At 30.2% G+C, this 21879-nt stretch carries 19 protein-coding genes, 2 tRNA genes and 1 other annotated feature; of the genes, 15 read left to right on the forward strand and 6 right to left on the reverse strand.

Translation table 11 applies throughout. The features are described from left to right. Positions 1-127 precede the first annotated feature (127 nt). From I4V16_RS11035 to gltX, 4 genes are all read left to right on the forward strand, one after another. Positions 128-2131, forward strand: coding sequence for a triple tyrosine motif-containing protein (locus tag I4V16_RS11035; protein WP_195573461.1), 2004 nt, complete (start codon positions 128-130; stop codon positions 2129-2131). Between the two features lie 10 nt (positions 2132-2141). Next, the gene (locus tag I4V16_RS11040) at positions 2142-2831 is read left to right on the forward strand and encodes a lytic transglycosylase domain-containing protein (RefSeq protein ID WP_099330044.1); all 690 of its coding nucleotides are present in this window, start codon (positions 2142-2144) and stop codon (positions 2829-2831) included. 189 nt (positions 2832-3020) lie between these two features. Further along, positions 3021-3737, forward strand: coding sequence for a pseudouridine synthase (locus I4V16_RS11045; RefSeq protein WP_099330043.1), 717 nt, complete (start codon positions 3021-3023; stop codon positions 3735-3737). A 437-nt stretch (positions 3738-4174) separates the two neighbouring features. After that, positions 4175-4372, forward strand: a binding site (T-box leader). A 51-nt stretch (positions 4373-4423) separates the two neighbouring features. Further along, the gene (gene gltX / locus I4V16_RS11050) at positions 4424-6079 is read left to right on the forward strand and encodes a glutamate--tRNA ligase (protein WP_195573463.1); all 1656 of its coding nucleotides are present in this window, start codon (positions 4424-4426) and stop codon (positions 6077-6079) included. A gap of 42 nt (positions 6080-6121) precedes the next feature. Here gltX and I4V16_RS11055 read toward each other — a convergent pair whose 3' ends face one another. From I4V16_RS11055 to I4V16_RS11070, 4 genes are all read right to left on the reverse strand, one after another. Next, complete coding sequence (locus I4V16_RS11055; RefSeq protein ID WP_111938004.1) at positions 6122-6445, reverse strand: DUF1622 domain-containing protein; 324 nt, start codon at positions 6443-6445, stop codon at positions 6122-6124. A gap of 76 nt (positions 6446-6521) precedes the next feature. Next, on the reverse strand, positions 6522-8183 hold the full coding sequence (locus tag I4V16_RS11060; RefSeq protein WP_111938003.1) for a glutamine--tRNA ligase/YqeY domain fusion protein: 1662 nt from the start codon (positions 8181-8183) through the stop codon (positions 6522-6524). A gap of 179 nt (positions 8184-8362) precedes the next feature. Continuing rightward, positions 8363-8923 carry a hypothetical protein gene (locus I4V16_RS11065; protein ID WP_111938002.1) on the reverse strand — a complete coding sequence of 187 codons (561 nt, stop codon included), beginning with the start codon at positions 8921-8923 and terminating at the stop codon, positions 8363-8365. A gap of 68 nt (positions 8924-8991) precedes the next feature. After that, positions 8992-9435: a DUF3887 domain-containing protein gene (locus I4V16_RS11070; RefSeq protein ID WP_161954481.1), complete on the reverse strand. Its 444-nt coding sequence runs from the start codon at positions 9433-9435 to the stop codon at positions 8992-8994. A 140-nt stretch (positions 9436-9575) separates the two neighbouring features. Between I4V16_RS11070 and I4V16_RS11075 the strand changes: the two genes are divergently transcribed. The 4 genes from I4V16_RS11075 to I4V16_RS11090 all read left to right on the forward strand — a co-directional run bounded on the left by I4V16_RS11075 (position 9576) and on the right by I4V16_RS11090 (position 14861). Beyond that, positions 9576-10253: a DUF554 domain-containing protein gene (locus tag I4V16_RS11075; RefSeq protein WP_099330040.1), complete on the forward strand. Its 678-nt coding sequence runs from the start codon at positions 9576-9578 to the stop codon at positions 10251-10253. Positions 10254-10328: 75 nt separating this feature from the next. Beyond that, a complete protein-coding gene (pcrA, locus tag I4V16_RS11080; protein ID WP_099330039.1) occupies positions 10329-12578 on the forward strand; it encodes a DNA helicase PcrA in 2250 nt (749 codons plus the stop codon). A 20-nt stretch (positions 12579-12598) separates the two neighbouring features. Beyond that, positions 12599-14590 (forward strand): NAD-dependent DNA ligase LigA, encoded by a 1992-nt coding sequence (gene ligA / locus I4V16_RS11085; RefSeq protein ID WP_195573464.1) that lies wholly within the window; start codon positions 12599-12601, stop codon positions 14588-14590. Between the two features lies 1 nt (position 14591). After that, positions 14592-14861, forward strand: a complete 270-nt coding sequence (locus I4V16_RS11090) for a hypothetical protein (RefSeq protein WP_099330037.1) — start codon at positions 14592-14594, stop codon at positions 14859-14861. Positions 14862-15037: 176 nt separating this feature from the next. On the opposite strand, the gene I4V16_RS11095 is transcribed toward I4V16_RS11090, so the two are convergent. After that, entirely contained in the window at positions 15038-15349 is a 312-nt protein-coding gene (locus I4V16_RS11095) for a hypothetical protein (RefSeq protein ID WP_099330036.1), read from the reverse strand. Positions 15350-15491: 142 nt separating this feature from the next. Here I4V16_RS11095 and I4V16_RS11100 point away from each other — a divergent pair, with 142 nt between their 5' ends. Further along, positions 15492-16988, forward strand: coding sequence for an ABC transporter substrate-binding protein (locus I4V16_RS11100; RefSeq protein ID WP_195573466.1), 1497 nt, complete (start codon positions 15492-15494; stop codon positions 16986-16988). 9 nt (positions 16989-16997) lie between these two features. On the opposite strand, the gene I4V16_RS11105 is transcribed toward I4V16_RS11100, so the two are convergent. Further along, positions 16998-18518, reverse strand: a complete 1521-nt coding sequence (locus I4V16_RS11105) for a hypothetical protein (protein ID WP_111937996.1) — start codon at positions 18516-18518, stop codon at positions 16998-17000. A gap of 91 nt (positions 18519-18609) precedes the next feature. On the opposite strand from I4V16_RS11105, the gene I4V16_RS11110 reads away from it, so the two are divergent. From I4V16_RS11110 to I4V16_RS11135, 6 genes are all read left to right on the forward strand, one after another. After that, positions 18610-19587, forward strand: coding sequence for an AIR synthase family protein (locus I4V16_RS11110; RefSeq protein ID WP_049177455.1), 978 nt, complete (start codon positions 18610-18612; stop codon positions 19585-19587). Between the two features lie 17 nt (positions 19588-19604). Further along, positions 19605-20354: a ribonuclease PH gene (rph, locus tag I4V16_RS11115; protein WP_099330031.1), complete on the forward strand. Its 750-nt coding sequence runs from the start codon at positions 19605-19607 to the stop codon at positions 20352-20354. A 1-nt stretch (position 20355) separates the two neighbouring features. Then, positions 20356-20967, forward strand: coding sequence for an RdgB/HAM1 family non-canonical purine NTP pyrophosphatase (gene rdgB / locus I4V16_RS11120; protein WP_049177458.1), 612 nt, complete (start codon positions 20356-20358; stop codon positions 20965-20967). Positions 20968-20980: 13 nt separating this feature from the next. Further along, positions 20981-21463: a metallophosphoesterase gene (locus tag I4V16_RS11125; RefSeq protein ID WP_099330030.1), complete on the forward strand. Its 483-nt coding sequence runs from the start codon at positions 20981-20983 to the stop codon at positions 21461-21463. A 177-nt stretch (positions 21464-21640) separates the two neighbouring features. Further along, positions 21641-21716, forward strand: a tRNA-Pro gene (locus I4V16_RS11130). Positions 21717-21799: 83 nt separating this feature from the next. Next, positions 21800-21876 (forward strand) — tRNA-Arg (locus tag I4V16_RS11135). Positions 21877-21879 lie beyond the last annotated feature (3 nt).

Consider the following 21879-nt stretch of genomic DNA (forward strand, 5'->3'; position numbering starts at 1 on the left):
TGGTATTTCTTTTTCATATCTTAACTATTAAAAGAAAAAAATGTATAATTAAATTGAGAAATATGAGGCAATAACTTACAAAATATGGTAAAATAAATAATGACATTAATATAGAGGGGTGAGGTTATTGGAGGATTTAGTTATTTTGTTTGATAAAGATAGTCCTAGAAATAAAGAGGATGAAGTTCTTATAGAAGCAGTGTTTGGTAAAGAACCATTGCAGTACAAATTTATTATAGGTAATGATGGAGTATGGAATACTATACAAGAGTTTTCTGAAAGTGATACATGTATATGGAATCCATCATCTGAAGGAAAGTATATAGTTATGGTTCAAGGTAAAAAAGAAGGGTCTAGTAGACCTTTTGATTATCTTGCAAAGGAAGAGTTTGTTATTGGAGAAAAAGAAATTGAGAAATTAATTAAAGATGTAAATATGGATAAAACCCATTTAACTGTAGGCGAGAAAATTACTATAGATGTTCTTGGTAATGAACAAGGATTATTATATAGGTTTTGGATAAAGGGTAATCAAGATTGGGAGCCTATTAGAGATTATACAACAAGTAATAGGCTGGTGTTTACAGCCAATAAGGAAGGTAAGCAAGAAATTCTTATTGAATGTAAAGAGGTAAATTCAAGTGAAAATTTTGATGAGTTTACTACAATAAAGTTTGATGTAGTATTACCTACTAAAATAGAAATTACTGATTTTAAATGCTTAACAGAAGAATTATTAATTAATCAGGAGTTAGTATTTAAAGTTAGCTCGTCATTAGATGATAAGAGAAGTTTGTTATATAAATTTATAAAGATAAGTAAGGATGGAAAGGTAACTTGTATCCAGGATTATTCTTCTAGGAGGATAGTTTCATATCAGGAGAAGGAAGCTGGAGAATATAAGCTTTTATGCTTAGTTAGAGATATACTTTCAAACAAGGAATATGATGATAGAGCTATAATGCTATACTCTGTAAAAGCATACAACCCAATTGGTATAAAAAGTTTTATTCCAGATACTAATTCACCACAAATGAACGGAAGTACAATTAATTTTAAAGCCGAAGTAGATGGTGGACGAGAATTATTATATAGATACATTGTTGAGGGAGAGGTTGCAGAAGACTCAGGATATATAAGGAGAAATGAGTATACTTGGGAAACTCAAAAAGAAGGAGAGTATACAATAACTTTATATGTAAAGGATATATCTTATGATGGAGATTATGAAGATAAAAAGGTAATAAACTATACTGTTGATAAGAAGTCAGATAAACCTGTAAAAATAGTGGATATTATTACTGATAACAAGAAGACTGTATTAATAGGACAACCTATTAATATGAAGGTAAAGGCAGAGGGGGGAATAAGTTTAAAGTATTCCTTTGTAATATATAAAGATAATAAAGAAAAAGAGCGTATAGGTTTTAGTGATTCTAACTGGATAAACTTTACCCCAGATGAAAAGGGAGAATATGAAGTAGAAATAAGAGTTAAGGATAAGTATTCAAGTAAAGAATATGATAGTCATACTTTTGTATATGTTAGAGCAAAAGAGTATTTGCCAGGGGAAATAGATTATATATTGCTTCCACATAAAAGTAGTTATTTAGTTGGTGATTTAATTGATATAGAAGCTGTAGTTCAAAATACAAGAAGTGTTCTTATTAGATACGTTACAAAAATAAATGGTCATTTAGTGGAGGATACTGGGTTTATTCAAAATAAAAAAATACAATTAAAACCCAAATGCTCAGGAAAATATACATTTGAAGTTTATTCAAAAAACATAAAGTGTGAAGAAGAGTTTGATAGTAAAAAAGAGGTAAGTATATATGTTTCTGAAGCAACACCAGTAACCAATACAAAAATACTTTGTGATAGAGAAGAAGTAGTGTGTAATAAAGAAGTGACATTTAAAGTTACTAGTGTTGGTGGAAAAGATGTATGTTATGAATTTTACATTATGGAAAAAGGTAATTGGATAAAAACTCAAAGCTATAGTAAAAAAAATTACTATACTTTTATTCCGTTCTTAAGAGGGGAATATAGAGTGATGGTTTTAGCTAAAAGTTTTTATAAAAAAGTAAACTATGAGGATTATGGGGAGTTTTCTTTTACGGCTTCCTAAGGAGGAACAAATGAATATAAATGATATTTCTACAGAAAAGTTAGTTGGTATGACATTACTTCAAAATACATTAAAAAGTCAATTGGGTGATGGGATGGAGTTTGAGCTGGTATATCAAGCTTTATTAAACTCTATTGAAGGTCAAGAAGGAAATAAGGATGAGAGTTCTAATTTAATAAGTGTTGGAGTTGGTCAGGATTTAAATAACATACCAATAAGATATTCAAGTGGGATTAATTCAAGTACTTATTCAATAGGGGCTGTTAATAAAGTATCAACTGTAGATGATGATGAGACTATGCAAAGAATTTATAGTGCAGTAAACAAATACTCAGAAGAATTTGATGTGGATCCTAATTTAGTGTTAGCTGTAATTAAAGCAGAATCTAATTTTAATCCAAATGCAGTTTCTTCCGCTGGAGCTATGGGGCTTATGCAATTAATGCCTGTTAATTGTGAGGAAGATGGAGTTTCAGATCCCTTTAATGTTGAAGATAATATTAGGGGGGGAGTAAAACAGTTAAGAGGGCATATCAACAGGTATAATGGAGATACAGAAATGGCTCTTATGGCATATAATGCTGGTCAAGGAACAGTGAAAAGAAGAGGTGTTACTTCAGCTGATGATTTATATAAGATGCCAAAGGAAACTCAAAACTATGTTCCTAAGGTTATGAAATATTATTTAAATGGACTTTAGAAAGAAGTAGAATTATTGATGTAATAACATTATTTGAACTTAAAACTCCTAAGGGAGTTTTTTTCTTTAATTTTTTATTGTGGAATGGCTCAATTATTATGTTTTTTATCTTTATTATTTATATTATCTTTATTATCCCATTTCACTTGGGTATAATAGTAAGGAATTAATTGTTTAGGAGTTGTTTTTGTGGAAAGATTAGATAAAATAATATCGAATTTAGGATATGGAAGTAGAAAAGAAATAAAAGCTTTAGTAAAGAAGGGGTTAGTTAAGGTAGACGGGGAGATTGTAAAAGATAATGGCTTATTAATTGATCCGGAAAAATCAGTTATAAATATAAATGGAGAAGATTTATTCTATAGAGAATACATATATTTAATGATGAATAAGCCAGACGGTGTAATATCTGCAACATACGACAATAGAGAAGAAACTGTTATAGATTTATTGGAGGTAGAGCATCAAGTGTTTGATCCATTTCCAGTAGGAAGATTAGATAAAGATACTGTAGGATTATTATTATTAACAAATGATGGGGAATTAAATCATAGATTGATTTCACCTAAGTGGCATGTTGACAAGGTTTATTATGCTAAAATTGATAAGGCAGTAGATGAAAAAGATGTTGAAGCATTTAAAAATGGAATAACTTTAGATGATGGATATAAGTGCAAGGAAGGTAAGTTAGAAATAATAAGTTCATCAGATGAAGGATCAGAAGTGATGGTAACTATACAAGAAGGAAAATATCATCAAGTAAAGAGGATGTTCGAAGCATTAGGAAAAACTGTTGTATATTTAAAAAGAACAGAATTTGGAGGATTGCCTTTAGACCAAGATTTGGAAGAAGGCGAATATCGTGAATTAACAGAAGATGAATTGGCTCTTTTAAAGAGTTATTAACGAATGATTAAAAAAAGTGCAAGAAAAACATTCATAATAAATCAAAAGTTAAATATTTTTCACAAAATCTCTTGCATTTTGATACCTAATAACATATAATATCAGTGCAAGGATAAATAAAAGGAATAAATAGCCCCCTTTTTATTTATTGCTTATTGCTAAAGCGCAACCTAGCCCCAAGGGTTGCGTTTTTTGTTTTGTAAAAATAATTAGATGTAAAAGTTAACAAATTTTAATTTTATATTATTTTGCGTTATAAATTAAAAAAGTAATTTTTAGATAAGAAAATATAAGAGAAAAATATAATTCTTTTACAAATGAATTAAATCTTGCATAATGAAATGGGAATGAATAATACAATTTCACAATAGATTTAAAGTTGTTTACAATAATCTTTTAAGAAGTTATAATAATAAATGATTTGGAAATAATATATATTAGAGACGTTGAAGAAGAAGAGTATATAGTGGAACTTCAAAGAGAGTTAAGTATGTGGTGGAAGCTTAACAAGTAAAACTATAGAAAGAAGCTTTGGAGTTGTTATGGGTATCTCCCCTTAAAGAGAATGAGTGGAATAGGCTATTGTTTATTCAATTTAGGTGGTACCACGGAAGTTAAGTTCTTTCGTCCTATATTTAGGATGGAGGATTTTTTTATTTTATAAACAAAAAAGGAAAGGTGATAAAATGAGTTTAGAAAAATTAGCTGATATTCTGTTCCCAGAGATAAATAAAACACCAGAATATTATTTAGAAAAGTATCCTAAAAGAAATTTAAAGGAAGGTGCAGTTGTAGGAAGATATGCACCAAGTCCAACAGGATTCCAACATATTGGAGGAGTATTTGCTGCTTTAATTAATGAAAGATTAGCTAAGCAAAGTGAGGGTATTTTCTTCTTAAGAATAGAAGATACAGATCAAAAGAGAGAAGTTGAAGGAGCAATAGAAGATACTATTGCAACAATGAGAAACTTTGGAATGAATTTTGATGAAGGAATGACAGGGGAACATAGTGAAATAGGTAATTATGGTCCATACAGACAAAGTTTAAGAAAAGAAATATACTCAACATTTGCTAAAGATTTAGTAAAGAGAGGATTAGCATATCCATGTTTTTGTACTCCTGAAGAGTTAAATGCTGTAAGAGAAAAGCAAATGGCAGAAAAAATTACCCCAGGATATCATGGAGAGTTTGCAACATGCAGAAATTTATCCACAGAAGAAGTTATAAAGAGAATAGAAGCTGGGGATAAGTATATTGTTAGATTAAAATCCCCTGGAAATATAAATAACAGAGTAGAGTTCCATGATTTAATAAAAGGGGATATATCTTTCCCAGAAAATAATCAAGATATAGTTATTGTTAAGTCTGATGGATTACCAACATATCATTTTGCTCATGCTATTGATGATGCCTTAATGAGAACAACTCATGTTATAAGAGGTGAAGAATGGTTATCATCATTACCAATACATGTACAATTATTTGATGTGTTAGGATTTGATAGACCAAATTATGCTCATATTCCAACAATAATGAAGAATGATAATGGTTCAAAGAGAAAGCTTTCAAAGAGAAAAGATGCTGAAGCGGCAGTTTCATATTATAGAGAAGTTGGATATCCAACTGAAGCTGTTGTTGAGTATTTATTAAATATTATTAACTCAACATATGAAGATTGGAGAGCTGAAAATCCAACATCTGATTATCATGAATTCCCAGTTGCTTTAGAAAAGATGAGTAAGAGTGGAGCTTTATTTGACATTGTAAAATTAAATGATGTAAGTAAAGAATTAATATGTAAAATGAAAGCTGATAAGGTATATGAGAGTTATATAGCTTGGGCTAAAGATTTTGATAAAGAGATGTATGATTTAGTTACATCAAATGAGTCTATGTCAAAAGAGATATTTAATATTGATAAGGATGGTCCTAAGCCAAGAAAAGACTTTGCTAAGTGGGAAGATGTAAAAGAGAAAATCTTCTATTTCTTTGATGAATTATTTAATAAGGAATCAGATGAAAATATAGAGTTACCAAAGACTCTTTCTTTAGAAGCTGCGAAAGAAGTAATAAAAGTATATGCAGATAAATTTACATTTAATATTGGAAGCCAAGAAGCTTGGTTTGAAGAGTTAAAAGAGATAGGTACAGAATTAGGATATTGTACAAATAGAAAAGAATTTAAGGCTAATCCAGAGAACTACAAAGGAATGATTTCTGATGTAGCTGGTGCTGTTAGAGCTGCATTAACTCATAGAAGTAATACACCTGATTTATATACTATTATGCAAATAATGGGTGAAGAAAAGGTTAGATCAAGATTTAAAAACTTTATATAATAAAAATTATAAAAAAATAGAGTACATATGTACTCTATTTTTTTAATGAGCTGATTCTGCTTTCATTTCTGAATGAATTACAAATGCTAATAATGCTCTCAATAAAATAATTGCAGCAAGTATGTACATTTCATCAAAAGAATTAATTATTACAGTTTTTAAAATCTCTGCACCCATTTTAAATTCTAAAGCTAAAGTTAGTGCTTTTGCAAACTCTACTTTTATAGGATAGCTTGTCTTAGAAATAAGTGATAATGCATATTTGTAAAAGGCTTTTATAGCACCTACAAATATAATTATTATTCCCATAAGTTCTAGTGTGTGAATACCTATAGGAACAATAGTGCTTATAGCATGTTCTAACATAAAATTCTCCCCCTTACCCTTTAATCTTTTGTGTTTTAAAAGAGCATAGTAGTGTTTAACTATGCTCATATTTTAACTATTTATTTAATTTAAAAGAACTCTTTAATGATACTATTCTATTAAATACTAAATTATCAGTAGTAGAATCCTTTGAGTCTACATTAAAGTATCCATGTCTAAATAATTGATATTTTTCTTGAGCTTTAGCACCCTTAACTGATGGTTCTATAAATCCTTTTAAAACTGTTAAAGAGTTAGGATTTATTTGTTCTAAGAAGTGTTTACCTTCGTTTTCTTCTACATCATCAAGTATAAGAGGTTCATATAGTCTAAATTCAGCTGGAATAGCAGTTTTAGCATTTACCCAGTGAATAGTTCCTTTTACTTTTCTTCCTGTAAATCCGCTACCACTCTTAGTTTCTGGATCATAAGTACAGTGAATTTCAGTTACATTTCCTTCTTCGTCTTTAATTACATCAGTACATTTAACGAAGTATGCCCCTTTAAGTCTAACTTCATTTCCAGGGAATAGTCTGAAATATTTCTTAACTGGAACTTCCATAAAGTCTTCTCTTTCTATGTAAAGTTCTCTAGAGAATTCTACTTGTCTAGTACCTGCAGATTCATCATTAGGGTTATTTTCTATTTCAAGTATTTCAGATTGTCCTTCAGGGTAATTTGTAATTACTAATTTTAATGGGGCAAGAACAGCCATGGCTCTTGTAGCTGTTGGGTTTAAGTCTTCCCTTATAAAATATTCAAGCATTTGTTCATCAACTACTGAAGATGCTTTTGCAACTCCAATTGCTGAACAGAAATTTCTAATAGATGCAGGGGTATATCCCTTTCTTCTTAAACCAGCTATAGTAGGCATTCTTGGATCATCCCATCCATCAACAATACCTTCATCAACAAGAAGCTTAAGTTTTCTCTTACTCATAACTGTATTTGTAAGATTTAATCTTGCAAACTCAATTTGTCTTGGAGTAGATTCCATTTCACATTCTTTAACTACCCAATCATAAAGAGGTCTGTGATCTTCAAATTCTAATGTACAGATAGAGTGAGTTATTCCTTCTATTGCATCTTCTATAGGATGTGCAAAATCGTACATAGGATAGATGCACCATTTATCGCCTGTATTATGATGAACAGAGTGAGATATTCTATAGATTATTGGGTCTCTCATATTAATGTTAGGAGAAGACATATCTATTTTTGCTCTTAGAACTTTTTTTCCGTCTTCAAATTCACCATTTTTCATTCTTTCTAGAAGATCTAAGTTTTCCTCAACACTTCTATTTCTATAAGGACTTTCTTTTCCAGGAGCAGTTAAGCTTCCTCTATAGTTCTTCATTTCTTCTGGAGTTAAATCACATACATAAGCTTTTCCTTTCTTTATAAGAAGTTGAGCTTTTTCGTACATAATATCGAAATAATTAGAAGCAAAAAGTAGTTCATCCCAATCGAATCCTAACCACTTTACATCTTCTTTAATTGATTCAACATATTCTGTATCCTCTTTTATTGGATTAGTATCATCAAATCTAAGATTTGTTTTACCATTAAATTCATCTGCTAATTGGAAGTTTAAGCAGATTGATTTTGCGTGACCTATATGTAGGTAGCCGTTTGGTTCTGGTGGAAAACGTGTAATTATTTCTTTGTGTTTTCCAGATTCTAAATCGTCGATTACTATGTTTCTAATAAAATTAGATGAGTTGATTTCGTTTGCCATAATATTTACCTCTCCTAATGTATTTATCTTAATTATATTTATTTACTTTTACCTTTAATTTTAATCTAATATATAAAAAAAATAAAGTAACTATTGATTTTTAAAGAAAAAAATAGTACTAATATGTGTAAAATGAAGATAATTATATTATTATTACACATAAGTACTATTTATATTTGTCATATTAATGCAACTTGAGTTTCAATAGAGAAATCTAGTTCATTTATAAAACCTTCATAGACTAGGGTTTTATTTGGTATATTCAATAAGTCAGTAGGACTAGTTAATTCCGGTATCTTTGGACTATGCCATATATTACTTTGTTTCAGAAGAGTTGTTATGAACTGTGAACAGAAGTAGTGTTTGTCTCTATGTATTGGCTTGTCCATTAATACTCCAAAAAGTCCTATAAAGTTATATCTATAATTTATATCAGAATCAAAAAATGATTTTATTTCTCTTTCTAAGTCAAAAAACTGCTTTTCTGTTATTTCTAGCTGATAGATTAAGCAGCGTGCATTTGGAGACTTTTGAAAAACTCCTGTATAAATATTTTCAGTTGTTAAACCACCTGAAAAAGGATTATCTGGATCTAATCTTCCGAAAGAATACATTGTTCTAAAAGATGAATCTAAACTTATTGAAACATGAGTATAATTTGTTTTTGTAACAAATCCGATTGAACGAGATAACCAAGTGCCTGTCCTAGAAAAAACTAAGTATATTGGCCTTTTGCTCATACGAGTATTCTCCTTTTGTCAATTTATAAGATAATTATATATTTAAACTGCAGGAAAATCTATAACAATTAATTGGTAGAATTAGCTTTTTCAAGTTTATCTGAAGAAAGGTACAATTCATATACCTTATGATCTTCATCCCCTTCTTTGAAAGCTACAGATACTCTAACCTCTTCTTCCTCATCAGAAAATTTTGTGTTATATATGGCAAAGTTATAGCCATTTCTTTTTTCTCCATAATCAAATTCTAGCGATTCGAATACTCCCACTGTAGTAATTAAAAGTGCGCTTTCTGTTTGAAAGGTTCCATAATCATAAGATTCCTTCATATCATCACTTAAGTGCTCTGAGAATGTATTATAATCATTATTGCTTAAAGCAGTTAAAACGGTTGATAATACTTCATCACTATATGAACTTATCTCACTATAGTCTAGTTTTTTTCCACAACCAATAAAAATAGAAGGAATAAAGAGTAGTAATAGGGATATAGAAAATAATTTCTTTTTCAATAGCTTCATCTCCTTGCTCTAATAAATAAACTATAATTTCATTTTAATATAAATAATAATATTTATGACAAGAATTCATAAAAATAATTTTGTGGTAAAATATAGTATAAATATAAAAGGTTGTAGTATGGAGGGGTAGAATGTTAGGAACAGTAGTTAATTGTGGAACAATAATATTAGGTTGTATTGTAGGATTAGTAGTTAAGGGGAGATTAAAAGAAAAAGTTAGTACGACAATAATGAATGGACTAGCTTTATGTGTTTTATATATAGGAATATCAGGAGCGCTAAAAGGAGAAAATACTCTACAGATGATAATTTCTGTAGGGGTAGGGGCTCTTATAGGTGAGTTAATTGATATTGATAAAGGGTTGAAAAGTATAGGGGATTATTTAGAAAGTAAATTTAATAAAGGTAATGGAGAAAAATCAATATCTGAAGGTTTTGTAACAGCAAGCTTGCTATTTTGTGTTGGTGCTATGGCTATAGTAGGATCTTTAGAAAGTGGTCTTCAAGGTAATCACACAACCTTATATGCTAAGTCAATATTAGACGGAATATCTTCAATAATATTTACATCAACTCTAGGAATAGGAGTTATGTTTTCTGCTGTAGCTGTTTTAATATATCAAGGTGGAATTACACTTTGTGCAGGGATTCTTGGAGGGATATTAAGTACAGTGGTTATAGGAAATATGTCTGCCGTAGGTAGTTTGTTAATAGTAGGTCTTGGACTAAATATGCTAGGGGTTACAAAGATTAAGGTGGCAAATCTGTTGCCAGCTATATTTATTCCAATAATATTCGGAATCTTTTAAGAAAATGGGGAAAGATATAAATAAGAACATATGTTGTGTTATAATGGTTGAGAATTAGGAAGGAGGAATTTAATTATGGATTTAAAGTCGTTATTAAATAAGGAACAATATGAGGGTGCTATTACTGTAGAGGGACAGGTCTTAATACTAGCTGGAGCAGGTTCAGGTAAGACAAGAGTTCTTACATATAGAATGGCACATATGATTGAAGATTTAGGTATACCACCTTATAAGATCTTAGCGATAACCTTCACTAATAAGGCAGCCAAGGAAATGAAGGATAGAATTAAGAAAATTGTTGGAGACAAGGCAGAGGATATGTGGATATCTACATTCCATTCAACTTGTGTAAGGATTTTAAGAAGAGAAATTCAACATTTAGGATATAAAAGCAATTTTACTATATATGATACATCAGACCAAAAGACTCTTATTACAGAGTGTATGAAGTCTCTAAATATAAATGATAAAGATATTACTCAAAGAGAAATTATGGGTAAGATAGGTAGAGCTAAAGATAAGATGCAAAGCGCAGATAGCTTTAAGAGGGAGAATGAATCTAACTTTAGAGAAAACAAAATAGCAGATGTTTACTTAATGTATCAAAAGAGATTAAAAGAAAACAATGCTATGGATTTTGATGACTTAATATTTAAAACAGTAGAATTATTTAAGAAAAATCCAGATGTTTTAGAGTTTTATCAAAGAAAGTTCCAATATATTATGGTTGATGAGTACCAAGATACAAATGGAGCACAATATGAGTTTATAAAGCTCCTAGCAGCTAAGTATAAGAATCTTTGTGTAGTGGGAGATGATGACCAAAGTATATATGGGTGGAGAGGTGCTGATATATCCAATATTTTAAACTTCGAAAAAGACTATCCATCAGCAAAGGTTATTAAGCTTGAACAAAACTATAGATCAAAAGGAAATATCTTAAGTGCAGCTAATGTAGTTATCGCGAATAATAATTATAGAAAAGATAAGGCATTAAGAACTGAACAAGAAGCAGGAAGTAAAATAAAGATATATAGATCCTTTGATGATAGAGCAGAAGGTGACTTTGTATCTAAGACTATTGCAGATATTAAACATAAAGAAGGAAGAAAAAATGAAGATTTTGCAATTTTATATAGAACGAATGCACAATCTCGTATATTTGAAGAAACCTTAAGAAGAAGAGGAATTTCTTATAAGATAGTTGGTGGAACTAGATTCTATGATAGAAAAGAAATTAAGGACCTTCTATCTTACTTAAAGGTATTGGTGAATCCACAGGATGATATTAGTTTAAGAAGAATTATTAATGTTCCAAAGAGAAGTATAGGAGATGCTACTGTAGGGAAAGTACAAGACTTTGCTGATGACTTTGAATTGGATTTATGGGATGCGTTAACTCAAGCTAGAAGTATTCCTTCATTAACAGCAAGAAATGCCACTTGTATAGAGAAGTTTACAACATTAATGGATAATTTTATGGAATTAAAAGATGCAGTTCCTGTGTCTGTACTTATAGAAAGCATACTTAAAGATACAGGCTATTTAGATGAATTATCTAAATCAAATGAAATAGAAGATAAGAGTAGAATAGAGAACTTAAAGGAATTAGTATCAGATGCTGTTGACTTTGAAAAAAGTAGTGAAGATAAGTCTTTGGAAGCTTACTTGGAAAAGGTATCATTAGTCCAAGATACAGATAAGTTGGAGGAGGAAGATGAAGGAGAAGGTTCTGTAGTATTAATGACTGTTCATAGTGCCAAAGGATTAGAATTCCCAGTTGTATTTATGGTTGGTATGGAAAATGGAATATTCCCTAGTGAAGCTGACTTTAATGAAGAAGACAAGATGGAAGAGTCTAGAAGACTTTGCTATGTTGCTATAACTAGAGCTAAAGAAATGCTATATATGACTTCTGCAGAAGTTAGAAAGCAATTTGGTAGAACTGTTGCATATAGTCAATCAGACTTTATAGGAGAAATAAAATCTGATTTAAAGGAATACATTAATGAAAGAGGTTTAGCTGGTACTTCAACTTTTGCAAAGCCTATGAATACAGGAGTTAATAACCCTCATAGCTTAAGAAATAATATGTATTCTTCTAATAGAAATATATCTGGGGCAAGCAATACTTCTGGTGGAAGTGGTACGTCTATTACATCTGATGAAATTACTATGGGAAGAAAAGTTAAACATGATAAGTTTGGTGTTGGAACAATAGTTTCAATAACTCCATCTGGCAATGATAAGAAGTTAACTATAGCTTTTGATAAGCAAGGTGTTAAGATGCTTATGTTATCAATGGCTAATTTAGAGGTATTATAATATTTAGGAGGAATCCATTAATGGATAAGAATAAAAGAATTGAAGAGTTAGTAAATGAGTTAAACAGATATTCATATGAATATTATACATTAAATGCACCTTCAGTTTCTGATAAGGATTATGACAAAAAATATGACGAGTTAAGAATGTTGGAAGAGGAGACTGGATATATTCTTCCATACTCTCCTACATTAAGGGTTGGAGATACTGTTCTTGAAGGATTTAGCAAGTATACTCATAAAGGCAGATTGTGGAGTATGGATAAAGCTCAAAGTGTAGAGGAACTTAAGGAATGGCATAATAGAAATAAAAAATTCATAGAAGCTATGAGAGCTCAAGGTGAAGATTTACCAGATTTAAAATATGTATTAACTAAAAAGTTTGATGGATTAACTATTAATTTAACATATGATGAAAATGGTGTACTTGTTACAGCTGCTACTAGAGGAACTGGAGAAATAGGGGAAGAAGTAACAGCACAAGTAAAAACTATAAAATCTATTCCATTAAAGATAGATTCTAAGGATGTATTTGAGGTTCATGGTGAAGCTATAATGACTACTGAAGCCTTTGAAGAATATAATAAGAAAGCAGAAGTACCACTTAAGAACTTAAGAAATGGTGCAGCTGGTGCCTTAAGAAACCTAAATGTTAAGGAAACTGCTAATAGAAATCTATCAGCATTTTTCTATGATGTTGGATATAAAGAAGGAAAAGGCTTTAAAACATATTTAGATATGATGGAATTTATTAAAGAAAAAGGTCTTCCAGTTGATGATTATTTAGAAGTGTGCACATCTATGGAGGAAATAGAAAAACAAATAGAATATATAAAAAATATTAGATTTGATTTGAATTATGACATAGATGGATTAGTAATAGCTATAGATGATATTAGAACTAGAGAGTTGTTAGGATATACAATTAAGTTCCCTAAGTGGGCCATAGCTTATAAGTTTGAAGCTCAAGAGGCAACAACTAAACTTTTAGATGTTGAGTGGAATGTAGGTAGAAGTGGTAGAGTTGGACCTACAGCATTGCTTGAGCCAGTTGAATTGGCCGGTGTAACGGTAAAGAGGGCTACACTTAATAATATGGACGATATAAAAAGAAAAGGTGTTAGAATTGGAGCAGAGGTGTTTGTGAGGCGTTCTAATGATGTAATACCTGAAATAATGGGAGTAGTTCAAGAAAGTGTAGATAATTCTAAAGAAATTACTCCGCCAGAAGTATGCCCTGCATGTGGAAGCCATTTAGTGTTAGATGGAGCACATTATTTCTGTGAAAATACATTGTCTTGTAAACCACAGATGGTAAAAAGTATTGTTCACTATGCTTCAAGAGAAGCTATGAATATAGAAGGCTTCTCTGAAAAGACAGCAGAACAATTATTTGAAAAGCTAAATATTAAATCTATTTCTGATTTATATAAACTTAAAAAAGAAGAATTAGTAACACTAGAGAAGTTTGGAGAAAAGAAGGCTCAGAAGTTACTTGATGCAGTAGAGAAAAGTAAAAATTGTGAACTATATGCATTTATATATGCTCTTGGAATACCGAATGTAGGAGTTAAGACAGCAAAGGATTTAGTTGCTAAGTTTAAATCTTTAGATGGAATAAAGAATGCTAGCTTTGAAGAATTAGTAGATATACAAGACGTAGGAGATATTGTAGCAAAATGTGTATTAGAATTCTTTAGAGAAGAGAAGGTAATACAAACTATAGATGAACTTCTTGAACTTGGTGTAAGACCAAAGTATGAGGAAAAAGAAATTATAGAGAGTCCATTTGTAGGAAAGACAGTAGTTGTTACAGGAACATTAAAGAATTATACAAGAGGAAGTATTAAAGAAAAGTTAGAGTCATTAGGAGCAAAGGTGTCTGGAAGTGTTAGTAAGAAAACTGATTATGTTTTAGCAGGCGAAGAAGCAGGTTCTAAACTTACAAAAGCTATTGACCTAGGAGTAAAAGTAATTTCAGAAGATGAATTTGAAGAGATTATAGGTAAGTAAAATGAAAAGAATAATTAATTTATTAAGTTTAGTATCAGCTATAATAACTTGTGGATTAATAATATGTACACTTATGACATCTTATCAGTTTTTTTATGTAGGGCAAGTTTTTAATTCTTATATGCCAATACAAGTTGGATCAGCAGTAACTATGGCCTTGCTTGCATTAAGGTTTTGGTTAAACGAGAATGGTGGTAAGAGAATAACATATTCAGCTATAAGTATTTTAATTAGTTTAATTCTTTTATTTTCAATTTCATTAGTAAGATAGGAAGAAGCTGCTTAAAGGCAGCTTCTTCTATTTATGTTTTTTTATAACCTAAAAAATATATAAATATATAAATATATAAATAAAAAAAGTTAAAAACATAAAAATATATAAACATATAAATATGCTAACAAAAAATAAAAAATCATACATGCGTGTAGCGTGTATGATTTTTCTATTTAAAGTCCGCTTGTTTTATCTTTTCTATCGAAGTCCTTAATGTTATCAATATTAGATGAATCTTCATTTTCTACACCAAAGAAATCCATAAAGTCAGAAGTTATTAAGTCTGCTTTATCATCCGTTACATAATTGCTTTGGTTTTGAGATAAAAAGTCTAGCTTTTGATAAATCTTTTCTAAAATATAATTCTTGTATTTTAATTGACGATAAGCTTTTAAGGCTGTGATAAATAACCATATACCAATAAACATAAATGTTACCATAAAGATTATCGCAACTACACAACTTGCGCCAAATAATATAGACATAGCATAACCTCCCGAATAAATATATTATCATTATAGCACATAAAATAAATATTTATTATTAAAGTTAATATTAAAAAAGTGATTATTAGATATTATTCATGGATATAATCATAGATACTTGATGAGTTAAGGAGGGAGCTATATGAAGAAAGTTATTGTCCCTTTAATTGTGGGAATTTTTATAATAATATTTGTTTTAGGATTTGTTGAAGTAGATAATACAGATACCTCTGTTAGCTCAGACGCTATAGTTTATAGTGTTGCTAGTATAGCTGACAATTTAGAAAAAGTTACGGGATTATCAAAGCGAGAAGAGGATATTATTTGTGCAACTAGTAAGGGGTTAATAAAAAAGGACTCAAAAGGTGAGATTGTTTCTGAATTAGCAAAAGAGATAAATGTAAAAGATGATGGAATAGAATATGAATTTATCTTAAATGATAATATATATTGGAGTAATGGGGATAAGATTACTCCTGATGATATAAAAGGATTTTTTAAAGAGTTAATAAAATCAGAAGATGAAGAAAATATAAAAGCGATATTAGATGTTTATGGTGCAAAAGCATTTAGGGATGGAGAAGGATCTTTTGATAAAGGAGTTGCAATAACAACAGGAGATAATTCCATTAAAATAAGATTAAATAAAAAGAACGATGAATTCTTAGATGACCTTACTAAACCTCAATATAGAATAAGAAAATTATTGCCTGTTTGGGGTAATATAAAGGATACATATAATGAATTGCTCTATAGTGGAGATTATATGATTACGGCTTTTGATGATAATAAGGTGACTTTATCAAAAAATAAATGGGGGGAAGGCCCAAGCATCATAGATTTAGTTAAAGATGATAATGAGGAATTAGCCATGGCATCCTTTGAGATAGGAAAGAGAGATGTAGTTATCAACCCTCCAAATAGTCAGCTAGAAAAGTTAAAAAATGAAAATAAGCTGTTAACATTTTCATCTGATGAAGGGTATTATTTATCTATAAATAGCAATGAAGATGGATTATCTTTGTCTTCTAGAAGAGAAATATATAAACATATTTACAAAGCAACTGACGAATTTATGGATACCAATCCAGAAAGAGTAGAGTCAGCTGAGGGTAGTTATTTTAGAGCGGATAAAGAGGATCTGACTAAGCTTCAAACAAGGAAAGTAAGCATCAATCAAGATGGAGAATTAGAAAAAATGGAGTCTTTAACCCTATTAGCAGAAGATTCAGATGAGAGTAGAGATTTATGCAAGTTCTTAGTAACTTGGTTTAAAGATAATCTTTCTATTAACCTAAAATATTCTCTTGTTAAAGCTGAAGATTTAGATGATTTAGATTTATTGAAAAGATATGATATAGTTCTTATAAACGTTGAATCTAATTCAAATGAAAAAAAAGAATTTTATACAGAGTTATCTGCCTTTCTAAACGATAATGAAAAGTTAATTTTAGAAGAAGAGATAAATGATGGTTCTAAAGATTTTAAAAAGATAGAAGAAAAGTTGTTTAATGATTGTACTATAATTCCTGTAATGTTTTCTAATGAGAATATTGCTGTATCAAGTAAGGTGAGCAATATTAGTGTGGACGGGAATGGAAATATTGAATTCTCTAGTATTGAAAGTAAGGAAAATTAAGAGCTGGAATTAATCCAGCTCTTTTGTTTCATCAGGTATTTCTTCTATGATATCGTCCTTGTCGGAGTCTAATATATCTTCAGTAACTGTTATTGGTTCTTCTTCTCTTATAGGAGAAAGGTTAATATCATCTTTAAAATTCATTTCATTTATTACATCGTCATTTAAATAATGTATCAAAACAAAGAAAATCAGCATATTTTTACTACTATCAAATGTATCTTTAGAGCGGCTAAATGAGTTCTTCTTTTTAGAATAGGTAATAGATTTAGTAAAAATAGGTGCCATACCTGAACTTTCAGGAGTAGGCAAATTAGGCATTCTAAAGAAACTTTCATCTAGCATATCTGCAGATTTTAATGATAATCCACGGTAACGTTCTGTTTCGTCTAAAGTAGGTGCTTCTGGCCAACTTAATATAAGATTAGAATTTATAAAATATTTTCTATATAAATTAGATATCATATTTTTATGTTCTAATTGATTATCTGAGCTCCTTGAGTGTAAAAGTATGGCCAAAAAGTAGAAACATATTTCAAAAGAAGAATATTTTACTTCTTTTTTGTCTGTCAACTTTAAGAAGATTCCCTTCTCACTATCATAAAGCCCTTCTAACTTATAAAGAATTTCTTCAGATTTTTCATTAAAGGAGATAATATTAGTATTCTTATATGAGTCGTTTAAAGCAATAGCAAAAAGTGAACAACTATCTAATGCTGAAACATAGTAATCTTTCTCATCAAATTTATTTGTTAGGAAATCTGATAAATCTATTATAAGATTTTTGCATTTTTCTTCATTTGAGAATTTATAGAATACATTAAATGCTAATAGGATTTTACATCCTTCCTCAAAAGAAAGGTTATATAATGCATCTTTAAAATCGTCAAACATTTCTAATATTTGAAGAGAAAAGTTTCTATAGTCATCACTTATAGGATCATCAGGATTATAAAGAGAGTAAAGATAATATGCATTCATCATAAAAGCTTGATCCGAAAAGTTGAATTTCTTATCTTTATCTATTAAGTTATAGCCCTTTGAATTTCCTTCTGATAAATTTTTTTTCTCTACAAAAACTCCTTCAGAGTTTCTTAAGTTTTCGTAATAAAAGCTAAGCTGTTCCTTCGCTAGGTGCTTGTAAGCATTCTCAAGTGAATCAGATCTGCGTGAACCTTTATTATAATTGCTATAGTAGTTACTTAATTCTAAGATGCTTAAGGTCATTAATGCGTTTGTAGCAGGAATTATATCCTTCTTAAATGTATCCTCATCAAATCCATGAGATGTCTTGTTATGAATAAATACTGGAGATGATTTCCTGTACAGGCATATTAGTGGAGAAAAATTGTTTAATATGCTAATATCATTATTAGAAGATTTTTTTGATGACCTAAATGAAGTGGTTATCCCACACTTAGAGTTAAGCACTATAGTTTTTATAGCTTCTTTTGAAAGATGAAAAAGTTGACCACTTATATCATTTTGAGAAAGACTGTTCATTCTGAAAAATGGTCCTATATATCTCAATTTATTCACCTCATATTTATTATTCTTATTAATTAATATGAGAGAGTTTATGAAATAGTGCATAAAATCCAAATTAAAGGAGATTTTTTTGATGAAAGAAGGAAAATTAAATTTTGATGATTTAAGAAATATAATTTTAGATAGTAGAAAAGTTAAGAGGGACGAAGTTACTATAAGAAATGATGTTGGAGAAGATTGCTCTGTTATAAATTTTGGTGATTATGAAGGGATATTTTCAACAGACCCAATTACAGGGGCATCAGAGAATGTAGGAAAACTAGCAGTGCATATTAATTGTAATGATATTGCATCTGCTGGAGGAGAGCCTGTAGCTTTGTTAGTTACAATTATGGCACCAACTTCATCATCATTAGAGGACATAAAGAATATAATGAATGAGATAAGTGAAGAGGCAGCAAAGTTAAATGTGGAAGTAATAGGTGGTCATACGGAAGTAACTTCTGCTGTAAATAAGTTAATTGTGTCTATAACTGTTATTGGAAAAAGTTTAAAGGGAACCTCTATTAGTACAGCTGGGGCTAATGAGGGAGATGACATAATTATTACTAAATATATTGCATTAGAAGGAAGTTCTATTTTAGCAAATGATTATGAAAATAGATTAAAGCATGTTTTAACAGATAAAGAATTAGATGAAGCTAGGGGACTTATTGATTATATAAGTGTTTTAAAGGAAGGAAAAATTGCCTCTAAGTATAATGTGACTTCAATGCACGATATAACAGAAGGAGGGCTTTTAGGAGCACTTTTTGAAGTATCTATGGCTTCTAATAAAGGGTTTATTATATATGAAGATAAAATACCAATGTTAGATGTTACAAAAAAAATAGTTAGTGAATTTAAAATAAATCCATTAAGGTTAATTTCTTCTGGAAGTATGTTAATAACTTCTTCTGAAGGAGATAAAGTTGTGGATGCTTTACAAAGAGAAGGGATAAAAGCAACTATTATTGGAAAAGTAACAAAAAATAAAGGAATTTTAGTATCAAATGGGGTAGAATTAGAGGTGGAAGAACCTAAAAGGGATGAGTTATTTAATATAAAATAAAACTAGAAGGTGAAAGAATGAGAATAGATAATAGAAAAAAAGATCAACTTAGAAGAGTAAAGGTAACAAGAAATTATACAAAATATGCAGAGGGATCTGTTTATATAGAGGTTGGAGATACAAAGGTTTTATGTAATGTATCAATAGAGGATAAGGTGCCACCTTTCCTAAAAGGTTCAGGAGAAGGATGGATTACAGCTGAATATAATATGCTTCCAAGAGCAACTGGTACAAGGAAGGTAAGAGATATAGCTAGACTAAAGGTTGATGGACGTACAATGGAAATCCAAAGACTTATAGGTAGAGCTTTAAGGTCAGTTGTAGATTTAAAAGCTTTAGGTGAAAAAACATTATGGATAGATTGTGATGTAATACAAGCTGATGGAGGAACAAGAACAACATCAATATCAGGAGCTTTTATAGCTATGGTAGATGCAGTTAATAAACTTCATAGAGAAAAGCCTTTCAAGGTATACCCAATAAGAAGTTTTGTTGCAGCAACAAGCGTAGGAATAGTAGGCGGGGATATGCTACTAGACTTATGTTATGAAGAGGATTCTAATGCTAAAGTTGACATGAATGTAATTATGACAGATGAAGGTGCTTTTGTAGAGGTTCAAGGAACTGGAGAAGATAGTCCTTTTACTAGGGCTGAATTAAATGAATTATTAGATTTAGGTGAGAAGGGAATAAAACAAATGATTCATGTCCAAAAAGAAGCATTAAAGATGGATGCACTATGGATAGGTACTGGGGGAGAAAAATAGGATGAAAAAGTTAATAATAGCAAGTAACAATAAACATAAGATAGAAGAGATTAAATCTATGTTATGCGGAATGCCTTTTGAAATAAGATCGTTAAAAGAAGAAAATATTGATATAGATGTTGTAGAAGATGGAACAACTTTTGAAGAAAATTCTAAGAAAAAAGCTAGTGAAATAGCTGAATTTTTAAGAAACAAAGGTGAGAAAAGTTTTATTGTGCTGTCAGATGATTCTGGATTAGAAGTAGATTATCTTAATGGTGAGCCAGGTATATATTCTGCTAGATACTCAGGAGAACATGGCAATGATAGAGAAAATAATATTAAGTTATTAAGAAATTTGAATAATGTTCCTTTTGAAAAGAGGGGGGCTTGTTTTGTTTGCCATATATCTTTAATTGATGATAATGGTGAGTATATAGGAATAAGAGGAGAAGCAAGAGGAAAAATTCTTAAGGAATTACCAGATGAAGATGGCTTTGGATATGATCCTATATTCTATTATGAACCTTTAGGTAAAACATTTGCGGAGTTAGCAGGAAAAGAGAAGAATGAAATTAGTCATAGAGGAGTAGCGTTAAAAGAACTAAAAGATAAGATAGCAAAGTTTATATAAGGTGGGGAATGAATTGTTAATAGCAGTGATAAGTGACACACATAGAGTTGCAAAATATATTAATATAGCAAAAGAATATATAAAATCTGCAGATGTATTAATACATCTAGGTGATAATTCAGAAGATATTGAGGAATTAACTAATGGATTTAAGGGAAAAGTATATGGTGTAAGAGGAAATTGTGATTTTACTAATAATTATCCTAAGGAAAATATAATTGTTTTAGAAGGCAAAAAGATATTGATTACTCATGGAGATCTATATGGAGTTAAGTATAGCCTAACTAATTTGTATTATAGGGCTAAAGAGGTTGAAGCTGATATAGTTTTATTTGGGCATACACATGAACAATTAATATTAAATGAGGATGGCATTATATTTATGAATCCAGGAAGTATATCTCTCCCTAAATTAAGAGGTAGACATATAGGGTATATTGATATAGAAAATGAAAAAGTAAAGGATGTTAGACTTAAAGAAGTAAAATGTTTGTAGTATTATGTAGAAAAGTAAGAGTGTAAAAGATGCTAAAATTTTAAATTATCTTTATTTAGGTCGATTTTTCTTTATAATTCAATAATATATATTTTTCTTTTAAAAAAGGTATTGACGGATTAATGGTCATACTGTAGAATAATCATTGTCGTCGCGAGAGAGCGATGCCGGTGATACCGGGGTGTGGCGCAGATGGGAGCGCGCGTGGTTTGGGACCATGAGGTCGCAGGTTCGATCCCTGTCACCCCGACCACTTTCCAAAACAAGATTAAAAAAAATCTTGACAAATGCGGAGAGATATCATAAAATAATATTCGTTCTCGAAAGAGAAAATATGCGTCTTTAGCTCAGCTGGATAGAGCAACGCCCTTCTAAGGCGTGGGCCAGGAGTTCGAATCTCTTAAGACGCACCATAT

Origin of the sequence: Clostridium sp. 1001283B150210_160208_E6 (assembly GCF_015669365.1) — a bacterium.
Classification (GTDB): Bacteria; Bacillota; Clostridia; order Clostridiales; family Clostridiaceae; genus Clostridium; species Clostridium paraputrificum.

Excerpts from the sequence above, each read along its gene's own strand:
- I4V16_RS11040 (WP_099330044.1), top strand. The coding sequence starts at position 2,142 with ATGAATATAAATGATATTTCTACAGAAAAGTTAGTTGGTATGACATTA.
- gltX (WP_195573463.1), top strand. The coding sequence starts at position 4,424 with ATGAGTTTAGAAAAATTAGCTGATATTCTGTTCCCAGAGATAAATAAA.
- I4V16_RS11055 (WP_111938004.1), bottom strand. The coding sequence starts at position 6,445 with ATGTTAGAACATGCTATAAGCACTATTGTTCCTATAGGTATTCACACA.
- I4V16_RS11060 (WP_111938003.1), bottom strand. The coding sequence starts at position 8,183 with ATGGCAAACGAAATCAACTCATCTAATTTTATTAGAAACATAGTAATC.
- I4V16_RS11065 (WP_111938002.1), bottom strand. The coding sequence starts at position 8,923 with ATGAGCAAAAGGCCAATATACTTAGTTTTTTCTAGGACAGGCACTTGG.
- I4V16_RS11075 (WP_099330040.1), top strand. The coding sequence starts at position 9,576 with ATGTTAGGAACAGTAGTTAATTGTGGAACAATAATATTAGGTTGTATT.
- pcrA (WP_099330039.1), top strand. The coding sequence starts at position 10,329 with ATGGATTTAAAGTCGTTATTAAATAAGGAACAATATGAGGGTGCTATT.
- ligA (WP_195573464.1), top strand. The coding sequence starts at position 12,599 with ATGGATAAGAATAAAAGAATTGAAGAGTTAGTAAATGAGTTAAACAGA.
- I4V16_RS11090 (WP_099330037.1), top strand. The coding sequence starts at position 14,592 with ATGAAAAGAATAATTAATTTATTAAGTTTAGTATCAGCTATAATAACT.
- I4V16_RS11095 (WP_099330036.1), bottom strand. The coding sequence starts at position 15,349 with ATGTCTATATTATTTGGCGCAAGTTGTGTAGTTGCGATAATCTTTATG.
- I4V16_RS11100 (WP_195573466.1), top strand. The coding sequence starts at position 15,492 with ATGAAGAAAGTTATTGTCCCTTTAATTGTGGGAATTTTTATAATAATA.
- I4V16_RS11110 (WP_049177455.1), top strand. The coding sequence starts at position 18,610 with ATGAAAGAAGGAAAATTAAATTTTGATGATTTAAGAAATATAATTTTA.
- rph (WP_099330031.1), top strand. The coding sequence starts at position 19,605 with ATGAGAATAGATAATAGAAAAAAAGATCAACTTAGAAGAGTAAAGGTA.
- rdgB (WP_049177458.1), top strand. The coding sequence starts at position 20,356 with ATGAAAAAGTTAATAATAGCAAGTAACAATAAACATAAGATAGAAGAG.